We start from the raw sequence: 12,723 nt of genomic DNA, 5'->3' as shown, positions 1-12,723 counted from the left end.
GATCATGACCGGTCAGGGTGTTTCACGTGAAACACCCCTGGCTCCCGACGCTTGCCAGCGCCTCATCGCCGCCGATGACGTGACCATGGCGCGCTTGGCCGCTTACGTCGACCTGTTGCGCACCTGGTGCCGCCGCATCAACATGGTCGGCGCCCGCACCCTTGACGATCCCTGGCGCCGCCACATCCTCGACTGCGCCCAAATCGCCTCGCATCTGCCGGGCGGCCGCCCTGTTGTCGTCGATCTCGGTACCGGCGCCGGTCTTCCTGGCTTGATCGTCGCGATCTTGACGGACGCCGAAGTCCATCTGGTCGAGAGCAGTGCGCGCAAATGTGCGTTCCTTCAGGAAGCAGCGCGAATCACCCAAACGAAGGTTGCCGTTCATCACGACCGCATTGAAACCCTCCCGCTCACAGGCGTCGACTGCGTCACCGCCCGCGCCTGCGCGCCGTTGTTAAAACTCCTTGAATATGCTGAAAGATTGCTGGCGAGCGACGGAACCTGTTTGTTCCTGAAAGGCGCCGCCGCGGCGGCGGAATTGACGGCGTGCGAGGAACGATGGAAGATGACGGTGTCATTGATCGAGAGTCGGAGTGATCGCTCCGGCCGCATCGTCAAGATCGAGGGCCTCCACAGGCGTGGAGGTCGTTGGTAAGGGAGGTCTCCGCTGGCAATGCCGCGAATCATCGCCATCGCCAATCAGAAGGGCGGAGTGGGCAAAACGACGACTGCAATAAACCTCGGGACGGCTCTCGCGGCGGTGCACAAGCGCGTCCTGATCCTCGACCTCGACCCTCAGGGCAATGCCAGCACCGGCCTGGGCGTTGATCGCTCTGCGCGCCGGAAGAGCACCTACCACGTCCTGATAGGCAACCAGACCCTTGCCGACGCCGCCATCGAGACAGTTGTCCCCGGCCTCCGGATCGTTCCTTCGGGCGTGCACCTTGCGGCCGCAGAAATTGAACTTGTCCCGATGGAACGCCGGGAATTTTTCCTGAAGGACGCCTTCGCGGACAGTCTCGGAACCTACGATTACATTTTGATCGACTGTCCTCCAGCCCTCGGGTTGCTGACCATCAACGCCCTGGTAGCTGCGGATTCAGTGCTCGTCCCCTTGCAGTGTGAATTCTTCGCGCTGGAAGGCATCAGCCACCTTGTGCGGACAGTCGAGAAAGTAAAGCGGCTTTTTAACCCTTTGTTAACCCTACAGGGCATCGTGCTGACAATGTTCGACCGCCGCAACAACTTGTCCACGCTTGTCGCCAACGACGTGCGCAGCTTTTTCGGCGAGACCGTCTACAGCACCGTCATTCCGCGCAACGTCCGCGTCTCCGAAGCTCCGTCGCACGGCAGACCAGTTTTGGTCTACGACTTGAAGTCGGCGGGCGCCCGCGCCTACCTTACCCTTGCCGGCGAGGTCCTCAAGCGTGAGCGGTTGGCGCCGGCCGCGGCCTGATGGCGACGGATAACCGTCGAAAGCAACTGGGAAAAGGCCTCTCCGCTCTGCTCGGAGAGGATGACGGGGATTACGCCGGTCTCGACCGCTTGCATGGACCGAATATGGTTCCGGTCGAGTTGTTGGCGCCCAGTCTCTTGCAGCCCCGTCGTCATATGAACCCCGAGGACTTGCAGCAGCTTGCGCAATCGGTGGGCGAAAAAGGCGTGTTGCAGCCGTTGCTGGTTCGCCGCAACGGCGATGACCCGACCATGTTCGAGATCATCGCCGGGGAACGCCGGTGGCGAGCGGCGCAGATGGCTGGGCTTTACGAAGTCCCGGTAGTCATCAAGGACCTGGACGACCGCGATGCGCTAGAAATTGCGTTGGTCGAAAACCTCCAGCGCGAGAACCTGTCGCCGCTTGAAGAGGCGCTCGGCTACAGCCGCCTGATGAGCGAATTCTCTCACACCCAGGAAGACTTGGCGAAGCGCCTCGGTAAGAGCCGCAGCCACGTCGCCAACATGGTCCGGCTGCTCAGCCTCCCGGAGGAGGTCAAGGGCTTGGTGGAATCGGGTGCTCTGTCGGCGGGTCATGGGCGCGCCCTTCTCGGCGCGGCCAATGCCGCCGAACTGGCGCGGCGGGTGGTCAAGCAGGGTTTAAACGTGCGGCAGACCGAACGACTCGCGATGGAGCAAGGCAAGACGGGCGCTCACCCGCGGAGCCCCAAGGAAAAGGATGCAGATACGCTATCGTTAGAGCGCGACCTGAGCAACCTCCTCGGCCTTGTCGTTGAGATGCGCCTCCACCGCGGCGGCGGGTCCCTCACGCTGCACTACCGCTCCCTGGAACAACTGGATGATATTCTGCACCGCCTGACCCAGGCCGCAGGCGCCGCTGTGGTGCGCAATTCTCCGCATGCCTCGGCCACCAGCGCCGAGCCGACCGCACCCAATGCCGGTTCCGCCGACTCCGTTTCGGAGTCGTAACGACAGGGTCGACTTACGTAAAATCATCCCGCTCGCGAAACGACCCGTTTCTTGAACGAAACGAACGGCCTCTGGGGCCTCAGCCAGTGGACGCGGCCTGGGCGAGGCGCATCAGCGCGCGGTGACAGACGGCGTTGCCCGGCAGCCCGGTGGTCTTGCAGTCCAATTCCGCCTGCAACAGAACATGCAGGGCCGGCGCCAGCCGGCCTGACGGCCACAGTCGCAAGTGACGCTGAAACCGCTGGCGCACCATGACGAAGACCGGTGGCCTTAGAGCGCTCATAGCCTGCTCGGCGCTGCGCCCCTGTTCTACCAACTCAGCGGCCTGCAACAGGCGCTGAAGGTGGCGCGCCGCTGCACGGATCACCATTACCGGCTGCGCCCCACCGGCGAAAAGCCGCTCCATCTCGCGATCGAGGATGCGGGCGTCGCCATCACACGCGGCGAAGACCGCCGCGTCAAGCGAGGCGGCGCCGTTATCGTCGATACAGGCGACAACGTCTGCAAGCTCGATCCGTGGCGCGGCCCCCACGTACAGAACCAGTTTCTCCAGCTCCCGCCGTGCCTGCGCCCGATCGGGAGAAAGGTGGCGAGCGAGCGCCTCGGCTGCATCTTCGGAAATGCCCTTGGCCCCCTCCGCCAAAACCTCTCGTACAAGGCGGATCAGGGCCTGGCCGTCATCCACGTAGCAGGCAACCGCCGCTCCATTGCCGGCGCTCTCGACGGCTTTGCGGAGGGCCGAGCCTTTGGTCAACTCACCGGCCTCGATGATCGCTCGTCCCGCGACAGGCGTCTGGTGGAGCCAAGCGCCGACTATCGCGCCGACGGCGTCCGTAGCGCCGCAGACGCGCACCACCCGTTCGCCGCCGGTGAAGGGCAGGGCGGCCGCTTCGTCGGCGAGGCGTGCCGGATCCGAGGTCAATGCTGCAACGCTCAGTTCGACGACCGCGAAGGGATCGCCAGGATCGACGCCGATGGCGCGAAGGACGGCCTCCGCGCGCTCCGCAATCAGTCCGGCGTTTGGCCCGTAGAACAGGATGGCGCGGATCTTGTTATCGGGCTCCCGAACGAACGCATCGGCCTGAGCCGACCGGACGATCACCTGAGACTGTCCGCCACCGCGGCATGATCCGAGGCGAAATGCACCCCGAGACGCGTGCGGATTTCCCGCGCGATGCGGTCGATAGTGCGGCGCCGCGCGTCGTTCTCAGACGTCAGCGTCGAAAACTGGGCCGTGTCGAGAAGATTATAGCTGCTCGTAGCGAAGCTGCGATCGCTGAGCACCACGACGCCCGACCGGTTGTCCACCAGCTTGAACTGGGCCTCCACGCTGAGGTTCGCGCGCGTCGCAAGGCCAGTCCGTTCCACGGCGACCTCGCTGATGACTTCGTCCAGATCCACCTCCAGCAGATAGCGCGGCGTCGCCGGCACGCCACGAGGAGTCAGAAGGTCCATCAAAGCGTTGCGCATCTGTTGACCACTGCGGTCCGCAATCACCGCGACCTTGATCTCGCTCAGCTCGCCGAGGACGTCCTCCGGGTCGCCTGCCCCGCCGTACATGGGCCGGAACCCGCACCCGGCGGCGGCGAGTAGCAGAACGACGACGCCGGTTCTAAAGAACCACATTGACGATCCGGTTCGGCACGACGATCACCTTACGCGGCTCGCCGCCGGCGATGGCTCTGGAGACGGTGGGAACGGCCAGCGCCGCCGCTCGCGCGTCTGCGTCGGCGCTGTCCTTGGGAAGCTCGATGGTGCCGCGCAGCTTGCCGTTGACCTGCACCGCCACGGTCACGGTGTCGTCCACCAGGAGCGCCGGGTCCGCAACCGGCCACGGCGTGTCGGCAAGCAGGCGGTCATGGCCGAGGCGTTGCCACATTTCCTCCGCCAAATGCGGCATCATCGGCCCGACCAGAATGACGAGCGTCTCGAGTCCCCGACGCCGCACCCACGCGGATGCTGCGTCATCGCCGTGGAAGTCTCCGAGCACGTTAGCGAACTCGCGGATCCGCGCGACCGCCCTATTAAAGCCGAACTTCTCCAGATCGTCGGTTATGCGGGCGATGGTCTTGTGCATCTCCCGGAAAACCACGGCCGCTTCCGATCCGTCGGCGCGCGGATCAAAATGCTCCGGCTGCTCGCCATCGACGGCAACGACGGCATCCCCAGGAGCATCGATCATCCGCCAAAGGCGGTTGGCGAAGCGCCAGGCGCCCTCGACGCCGGCCTCGCTCCACTCCAGGTCGCGCTCCGGCGGGGTGTCCGACAGCATGAACAGCCGTGCCGTGTCGGCGCCGTAGATGTCGATGATCGTTTCCGGATCGACCACATTGCGCTTCGACTTGCTCATGGACTCCGAGCGGCCGACGGTCACCGGCTCGCCGCTGCCGACCCGCAGCACGGCCCCGTCGTCGCGATGTTCCACCTCCTTAGGGAACAGCCATTTCCCGCCCGGGTCGCGGTAGGTCTCGTGGCACACCATGCCTTGCGTGAACAGGCCGGCGAATGGTTCGTCCATGTCGACGTGGCCCGTCTGGCGCATGGCGCGGACGAAGAACCGCGAATAGAGAAGGTGAAGGATGGCATGCTCGATGCCGCCCACGTACTGATCGACCGGCAGCCAGTAGTCGGCAGCGTCGCGATCCACCGGCACATCGGCTTGAGCTGAACAATAGCGCGCGAAGTACCAGGAAGAGTCGACGAATGTGTCCATGGTGTCGGTTTCGCGCCGGGCCGGACCGCCGCAAGTGGGGCACGCGGCGTGCTTCCAGGTGGGGTGGTGGTCGAGCGGGTTGCCGGGCACATCGAAGCGCGCGTCGTCGGGAAGCACCACCGGCAAGTCCTGTTCCGGCACCGGAACGACGCCGCAGGCCGTGCAGTGCACGACAGGGATCGGGCACCCCGGTAGCGCTGTCGCGAGATACCCCAATCCCGAAGCCGATAGTTGGTCATCGGTTCGCCCGCACCGAGTTCCAATAGCCGGCGTGACATTTCTTCCTTGGCCGCCCCCACTTCCAGGCCATCGAGGAACGCCGAGTTGATCAGCACCCCCTCGCCGGTATAGGCCTCGTCGCCGATCAAAAACGCGCGCGGGTCCGCATCGCGCGGCGCCACGACCGGTAACACCGGCAACCCGTACTTGCGGGCGAAGTCCAGGTCGCGCTGGTCGTGGGCCGGGCAGCCGAAGATGGCGCCGCTGCCGTACTCCATCAGCACGAAATTGGCGACGTAGACCGGCAGTTCGCAGCCGCCGACGAATGGATGGAGCGCGCGCAGCCCTGTATCGTGGCCTTCCTTCTCGGCCGTCTCGATCGCCTCCTCGCTGGTGCCCAGGCGACTGCAGCGGGCGATGAATTCGGCAAGCGCCGGTTCCGATGCGGCCAGTTCCGCTGCCAGCGGGTGGTTTGGCGATAGAGCGCAGAACGATGCGCCAAACAGGGTGTCGTGGCGGGTGGTGAACACCTCCAGCCGGTCCTCACGCCCTTTGAGTTCGAAAGAAACGCGCGCCCCCTCGGACCGGCCGATCCAGTTGCGCTGCATCAGCCGCACCCGCTCCGGCCAACGGTCGAGCCGGTCGAGCGCGGCGAGCAGATCGTCGGCGAACGCGGTGATGCGGAGGAACCACTGGCTGAGCTTGCGGCGCTCGATCAGAGCGCCGGAACGCCAGCCGCGGCCGTCGATGACCTGCTCGTTGGCCAGCACAGTATTGTCGGCCGGGTCCCAATTGACCCACGATTCCCGCTGATATGCGAGCCCAGCCTTGAGAAAATCCAGGAACAGCCGCTGTTGGTGACGATAGTAGTCGACATTGCAGGTGGCAACCTCCCGCGACCAGTCGATCGAGAGGCCCATGGATTTGAGCTGACCGCGCATAGCGGCAATGTTGGAGTCCGTCCACACCCTCGGGTCGATGCCCCGCTCCATGGCCGCGTTCTCCGCCGGCAACCCGAATGCGTCCCAGCCCATGGGATGCAGAACGTTGTAGCCGCGGGCGCGCATGAAGCGGGCGACAACGTCGCCGAGGGTGTAGTTGCGGACATGCCCCATATGGATGCGCCCTGACGGATAGGGGAACATCTCCAGAACGTAGTACTTGCGCCGGTCCGGGTCCTCGACGGCGCGGAAGCAACCGAGGTCTTCCCAGACCGCCTGCCACTTGGCCTCGGCCTCCTTGAAGTTGTATCGCGACATTCGCTCTCGCAAAGATTGACTGGGGAACGGGTTCCGAGAGGCCAGGCTACTCCTGACGAACCTCGAAGCGCAGTTGACGCGCCTTCGACAGGATGGCGTCCTCGATCTTGGTAGCGGTCTCGCTCGGCAGCGGCGCATCGCGCCAGCCGCCGGTGCCTTCGTCCACCTGTCGGAAAACCGCGACTTTGACGCCATCGGCGCGCAGCGAACGGCCGAGGATGTACACATTCATCTTGAACCGCTCGTCGGGTGTCTCCGGCGGCGTGTACCAGTCGGTGATGATCACGCCACCGAACGGATCGGCCGAGTTCACCGGCATGAACGCGATGGTATCCAGCGACGCCCGCCACAAGAAGCTGTTGACGCCAATGCCGCCGCCGCCGCCGTCTCCTGGCGCGTCACCTCTGCCACCGCCGCTGAAGTCGTAACCGAGGCCGCCTTCGCCGAAGATCGAATCCCGCTGGGCATAGGGGTTGCCTTGCGTCTGACCGCTCGGCAGGCCGGTCGGGTATTCGCCCTCGACCTTGGCGTCGGAGCAGCCGGTCACCAGGGCAGCGCAAAGCGCCATCGCGCCAAGGACACGCCCCGCCGCCGCCCGCCTGCTTTTCACCACCACACACTTCATCATCATTGCTCGTGTTAAACGATTCCAATCCGCCGGCGCCATTGATAGCGCGACAACGCACCGTTGCACAATCGGCTCTGTCGCGGGTGCATCGGGCGGGGCCGCCGAAGCGCCCCCGATCTCCCTGGTCGGAACCGTCAGGCTCGACTATTTTTTCGAAGCGATCCCGCTCCGTCCAACGGCTTTCGCGAAAGAGACACGGCTCTTGACCCAGATCGTCTGGCTCGCCTCGTTCCCCAAATCCGGCAATACGTGGGTGCGGGCGCTGCTCGCCAACTACCTCTCCGGCCGCGATACACCTGTCGACATCAACAGCCTGCCGAACTTTGTCTACGGCGACATGCGCGCGGAGTACTACGAGCGACTGTCCGGACGAAAGGTGCAGGACCTGTCGTGGGCAGAGATCAACCGGCTGCGACCGCGCGTTCACCAGTTCCTTGCCGGCGCCCGCGACGGGCTGGTGTTCGTCAAAACCCACAACCGCCTCTCCAGCATCGATGGCATCCCAACGATCACCCCGCATGTCACGTTCGGCGCCGTTTACGTGGTTCGCAACCCGCTGGACATGGTGATTTCTTTCGCCCGCCATTACGGCCTTCCGCTCGACCGCGCCGCGCAGGCGATCTGCTTCAAGGGGCTGGAGATCCCTCCGAAGTCCGGCCACATCCTTCAGACCCTGTCGGACTGGAGCACCCACGTCGGCGGATGGCTGCGGGCGCCCGGCCTTTATCACAAGGTGGTGCGCTATGAGGATCTGTCCGCCGATCCCGTCGCCGCGTTCGCAGAAATCATCGACTTCCTCCGTCTGCAGCGCAATCGCAAGCGCCTCAAGATGGCTGTCCGCTTCAGCTCCTTCACCGAACTGGCCCGCCAGGAGAGAACGACCGGCTTCATCGAGCGCTCCCGGAGCGCAGAGCGGTTCTTTGCCCAGGGCCGGACAGGGGTGTGGCGCGGCGTGTTGAGTGAAAGGGACGTGCGGCTGATCACAGACCATCATGGTGAGATGATGCAAGAACTGGGCTATCTGGCGCCCGACGGCCGCATTGCCGTCTAGCAGCCACGCCGGATACGAAGGCACGAGCGCATGGCCAAGGCAACCACAGGCACCCGCAGAGCGGCCTCCGCCGGCAGCATCGGCGCGTTGCTGCTCGAAGCCGTGCGCGACCACCGGCAGGGGCGCCTCGATCGGGCGGTCCGACGCTATACGGACGTGCTGCGCCGTGACCCGCGTAACGCAGAGGCCCTGCATTTGCTCGGCGTGGTCCACCACCAGCGTGGGGACCACAACCGCGCCTTGACTTTGATTGGCAGGGCCATCGCCCTCAACGGCGACGATCCCGCCTTTCATAGCAATCTGGGCGCCGTTCTTCTCGCCCTGGGTCGCCTCGACGCCGCCGCCGCAAGCCTCCGTCACGCCGTCACTCTCGATTCCACACACTCGGACGCGTTGAACAACCTAGGCAACGTCCTCATGCGCCAGGGACAAGCGGAGGCGGCGGAAGCGTCCTATCGGCAGGCTCTCGCTGCGCGACCAGAGAATGTGGCCGCCCGCAACAACCTCGGCAGCGCGCTGCGGGAGCAGGGAAAACTGGACGAGGCCGCCGCCGCCTATCGGTGGTCGCTCTCGGTCCAGCCCCGTCATGCCCCCGCGCTCTCGAACCTCGGTCGGATCCTGCACGACATGGGGCGTTATGACGAAGCGCTGGAGTGCTACGACCGCGCCATTGCCATCAATCCCGAGTTGGCCGAGGCGCACGGCAACCGCGCCACCCTGCTTCTGCAGTTGGGGCGATTCGCGGAGGGCTGGGAGGAATACGAGTGGCGCTGGCGCAACGCCGGCTTCACTACGCCTGCCCGGGCTTTTGAGCAGCCGCCGTGGAATGGCTCCGATCTCTGTGGACGCACGATCCTGCTCCACGCCGAGCAGGGTCTGGGTTCCGCCATTCAGTTCGTCCGCTACGCGGCTGTGGTGACGGGGCGCGGCGGCCGAGTGGTGCTGGAATGCCAGAAACCGCTAGCGCGGCTATTCGCCTCGCTTCGGTCGCAAACCAACGCGGCGGTCGCACATTTGGTCATCAAGGGAGAGCCGCTTCCGGCGTTCGATGTGCATGCACCGCTGATGAGCCTGCCGCGGCTGCTCGGCACCCGGCTCGAGACCATCCCTGCGGCCATCCCGTACCTGTTCGCGGAAGAGGCTCTCGCGGCTGAATGGGGGGCGCGGCTCGCCCGGTGCGACGGTACCAGAATTGGTCTCGCATGGGCCGGCAACCGGCGCCACCACAACGACCGCAACCGCTCCATGCCCGCGACCGCGCTGGCGCCTCTGGCGGCGATGGAGGGTTGCGCCACATTCAGCCTGCAGGTTGGCGACGCTGCCGCGGACCCAAACGCCCTCCCGGCCGGCTCCGTCATTGATCTGGCGCCGGACCTTCGGGATTTCGCCGACACGGCCGCCGTGATCTCGCAACTGGATCTGGTGATCTCGGTGGACACCGCCGTCGCGCACTTGGCGGGGGCGCTGGGACGTCCGGTGTGGATGCTGGTGCCCCATGTCTCTGAATGGCGCTGGCTGACCGAGCGCGAAGACACGCCCTGGTACCCCACCATGCGCCTCTTTCGGCAACGGTCGCCCGGCGACTGGGACGAAGTGGTCCGGCGGGTCCGCGACCGCCTCGCGACGATGTTTGCACCGGATCGGCCTCGATGAGCGGCATCGTCTGGCTGGCGTCCTATCCCAAATCCGGAAACACGTGGCTTCGCGCCTTTCTCGCCAATTACACGAGCGGCGGCGACGAGGCATTCGACATCAACAGACTGCCGTCTTTCTCGTTCGCCGACATGCGGGCCGAACCTTACGAGCGAATTTCCGGTCGGCCGGCCTCGTCGCTCACCGGCGCCGACTTCAATCGCTTGCGTCCCCAGGTCCATCGCCACTTCGCCAAGGCGCGGGCGGGGCCGGTATTCGTCAAGACGCACAGCGTTTTGGCGCTGATGGGCAACGTCCCGACGATCACCCCCGACGTCACCGCCGGCGCCGTTTACGTAGTGCGCAATCCGCTGGACGTCGCCGTCTCTTACGCCGCTCATAACGCTCTCAGCATCGATACCGCCATCGATCTCGTCTGTCTGGAGAGCTTTCGGGTGCCGCCTGGCGACGGTCAGGTCCCGCAGTTCATCGGCGACTGGAGCGCGCATGTGCGAAGCTGGCGCCACGTGCGCGGTCTTCCCAAGGTGGTGCTCCGCTACGAGGACATGGTCGCGCATCCGGCAACGGCGTTCGAGAGCGTGATCGCGTTCCTGAAACTGCCGCGCGACCGCCGCAAGCTGAAGCGCGCCATCCGCAATAGCGCCTTCCCCACGCTAGCGGCGCAGGAGGCCACGGCCGGCTTCCGCGAGCGCCCGCCGCCGGCCGAGCGCTTTTTTCGCAGCGGCAGGAGCGGCGGTTGGCGCGATGCGTTGACCGATGAGCAGGCGGCGCGCATCCTCGACCGCCACCGGCCGATGATGATCGAGCTCGGCTACCTTTCCCCTTCCGGCGCCTTGCTGGTCTAGAAAGACATGCCGGTATCCCACGACCGCCTGCAGACGATCCTCGTGGACGCCGTCCGTCACCATCAGGACGGGCGGCTGGAGGAAGCGGAAAAGCTTTACCGCCGCGTTCTCAGAGCCAACCCGAAACACCCAGACGCGCTGCATCTGCTCGGCGTCATCGCACACCAGCGCGGGCAGAACGAGCGGGCGCGACAGCTCATCTCAGACGCGATCGTCCTCAACGACCGCGACGCCGCCTACCACAACAATCTCGGCACCGTGCTGCTCGCACTGCATGAGCCGGAAGCCGCCGCCGCAGCGTTGCGCCGTGCCCTGGCGCTGAACCCCGCCTATCCGGAGGCCCACAACAACCTCGGCAATGCCCTGCAGGCGCTGGGCCGGCCAGACGAGGCGGTACACTGCTACCGGCGAGCGGCCAGGATCCGCCCGACGTACGCCGAAGCCCACGCCAACCACGGGCGGGCGCTGCGCGCGTTGGGCGATCTGGCGGGCGCCGTCACCGCATTGCAACGGGCGATTGCCCTGCAGCCGCACTACGTCACGGCGTTGAAGGACCTGGGCGATGTTCTCGGCGAAAGCGGCCGTCCCGGAGAGGCGGAAGCTCGTTATCGCCAAGCGCTCGATGTGGACCCGCACGACGCGGACGTCCGCGCCGCTCTCGCCGCCGCATGGGAGCACGCAAGCCGGCTTACGGAAGCGTTGGCGGCGGCGGAGGCGGTGCTGCACCATCAGCCGACGCACCTCAGGGCGACGGTGGTCGCCGCCCGTTGCGAGCGGCGCCTGGGTCGGCCCGAGGACGGTCTTCGCCGCCTCGGCGCGCTTCACCTCGACCGCCTCGACCCCGACTCGCGGGCCTTCGCCAGCTTCGAGCTGGCGACAATCCACGATCGGCTCGGAAACTACGACCAGGCGTACCCCTGGTTCGAAGCGGGCAACCGGCTCATCCTCGCGAGTCCGGCGGCGCGGGTACTGGATCGCGACGCGTTCCCAAAGCAAGTTGAGCGGGTCAGCCAGCGCTTCACGTCGGAATGGGTGGCATCGTGGACGCCTCCCGTACCGGACTCGGAAAACGCCGCCTCGTCGTTTCTGGTCGGCTTTCCGCGCTCCGGCACCACGCTTCTCGATCAGGTGCTGGACGCGCACCCGCTAATCGCCACCATCGAAGAAAAGCCGATGCTTGATGTGGTCAAACACGCCATTGACGCCGATTTCGGCGGCTACCCGGATGCGCTTGCGACGCTGACACCGGATGACCTCGCCATCCTGCGCGAGATTTACCACCGGGAAACCGCCCGCTACGCCAGCGCCCCGCCCGGCGGCCTGCTGATCGACAAGATGCCGCTCAACGCCATTGATGCCGGATTGATACACCGCCTGTTCCCGGACGCCAAAATCCTGTTGGCGCTCCGCCATCCATGCGACGTGGTGTTGAGCGGCTTCATGCAGGCGTTCCGGCCCAACCTCGCGATGATCCAGTTCGGAAGCCTCGCCGACACCGCCCGCCTCTACGTCCAGGTCATGGCGCTGTGGCGGCAATACCAGGCGCTGCTGCCGATGCAGGTGATCACGGTGCGCTATGAGGACCTAGTTGCCGACTTCTCCGCCGAGGCCGCCCGTGTGCTGGCGCTCCTGGGGGTACCCTGGGACGACGCGGTGTTCGCCTACGCCGACCACGCCCGCTCGCGGAACATCTCGACCCCCAGCTACCACCAGGTCGTGCAGCCGATCTATACCCGGTCCATCGGGCGCTGGCGCCACTACCGGAGCCGGCTCGAGCCACTCCTGCCGATGCTCCAACCGTACATGGACGACTTCGGTTACACGCGCGACGGCATGACGACAAGGCTATTGTCGCCCCGGCCTGCCAATAATTTTCATTAGCAACCAGAAGCAATCTTAAGCGGCCCGCTACAATTTTTCTTGTGCGCCGA

At 65.5% G+C, this 12,723-nt stretch carries 10 protein-coding genes and 1 pseudogene; 7 read left to right on the top strand and 4 right to left on the bottom strand.

The window, feature by feature from the left end:
- Positions 1-4: 4 nt before the first annotated feature.
- Genes rsmG through IPM60_16095 form a run of 3 tightly spaced genes read left to right on the top strand, consistent with a single transcriptional unit; the run spans position 5 to position 2,424 of the window.
- On the top strand, positions 5-655 hold the full coding sequence (gene rsmG, locus IPM60_16105; GenBank protein MBK8909333.1) for a 16S rRNA (guanine(527)-N(7))-methyltransferase RsmG: 651 nt from the start codon (positions 5-7) through the stop codon (positions 653-655).
- 18 nt (positions 656-673) lie between these two features.
- Positions 674-1,456, top strand: coding sequence for a ParA family protein (locus tag IPM60_16100; GenBank protein ID MBK8909332.1), 783 nt, complete (start codon positions 674-676; stop codon positions 1,454-1,456).
- Positions 1,456-2,424, top strand: a complete 969-nt coding sequence (locus IPM60_16095) for a ParB/RepB/Spo0J family partition protein (protein MBK8909331.1) — start codon at positions 1,456-1,458, stop codon at positions 2,422-2,424. The genes IPM60_16100 and IPM60_16095 overlap by 1 nt, the downstream gene beginning before the upstream one ends.
- A 79-nt stretch (positions 2,425-2,503) precedes the next feature.
- Here IPM60_16095 and IPM60_16090 read toward each other — a convergent pair whose 3' ends face one another.
- From IPM60_16090 to IPM60_16075, 4 genes and pseudogenes are all read right to left on the bottom strand, one after another.
- Positions 2,504-3,526 carry a DNA polymerase III subunit delta gene (locus IPM60_16090; protein ID MBK8909330.1) on the bottom strand — a complete coding sequence of 341 codons (1,023 nt, stop codon included), beginning with the start codon at positions 3,524-3,526 and terminating at the stop codon, positions 2,504-2,506.
- Positions 3,523-4,050, bottom strand: a complete 528-nt coding sequence (locus tag IPM60_16085; GenBank protein ID MBK8909329.1) for a hypothetical protein — start codon at positions 4,048-4,050, stop codon at positions 3,523-3,525. The genes IPM60_16090 and IPM60_16085 overlap by 4 nt, the downstream gene beginning before the upstream one ends.
- Positions 4,037-6,615 (bottom strand): annotated as a pseudogene (locus IPM60_16080) (leucine--tRNA ligase). Before IPM60_16080 ends, IPM60_16085 begins: the two are co-directional and overlap by 14 nt.
- A gap of 46 nt (positions 6,616-6,661) precedes the next feature.
- Positions 6,662-7,246 carry a DUF3576 domain-containing protein gene (locus tag IPM60_16075; GenBank protein MBK8909328.1) on the bottom strand — a complete coding sequence of 195 codons (585 nt, stop codon included), beginning with the start codon at positions 7,244-7,246 and terminating at the stop codon, positions 6,662-6,664.
- A 199-nt stretch (positions 7,247-7,445) separates the two neighbouring features.
- On the opposite strand from IPM60_16075, the gene IPM60_16070 reads away from it, so the two are divergent.
- From IPM60_16070 to IPM60_16055, 4 genes are read left to right on the top strand one after another with little or no spacing between them, the layout of a single operon-like run.
- Positions 7,446-8,294 (top strand): sulfotransferase domain-containing protein, encoded by an 849-nt coding sequence (locus IPM60_16070; protein MBK8909327.1) that lies wholly within the window; start codon positions 7,446-7,448, stop codon positions 8,292-8,294.
- 30 nt (positions 8,295-8,324) lie between these two features.
- Entirely contained in the window at positions 8,325-9,947 is a 1,623-nt protein-coding gene (locus tag IPM60_16065; protein MBK8909326.1) for a tetratricopeptide repeat protein, read from the top strand.
- Positions 9,944-10,792, top strand: coding sequence for a sulfotransferase domain-containing protein (locus IPM60_16060; protein ID MBK8909325.1), 849 nt, complete (start codon positions 9,944-9,946; stop codon positions 10,790-10,792). Before IPM60_16065 ends, IPM60_16060 begins: the two co-directional genes overlap by 4 nt.
- A gap of 6 nt (positions 10,793-10,798) precedes the next feature.
- Positions 10,799-12,673, top strand: coding sequence for a tetratricopeptide repeat protein (locus IPM60_16055; GenBank protein ID MBK8909324.1), 1,875 nt, complete (start codon positions 10,799-10,801; stop codon positions 12,671-12,673).
- Positions 12,674-12,723: the final 50 nt, after the last annotated feature.

It is taken from the genome of Rhodospirillales bacterium (assembly GCA_016710335.1).
In the GTDB taxonomy this organism is placed as follows: domain Bacteria; phylum Pseudomonadota; class Alphaproteobacteria; order Rhodospirillales; family Defluviicoccaceae; genus JADJXQ01.
Note: the sequence above shows the minus strand (reverse complement) of the source record. Positions and strands in the feature narration are given on the sequence as shown.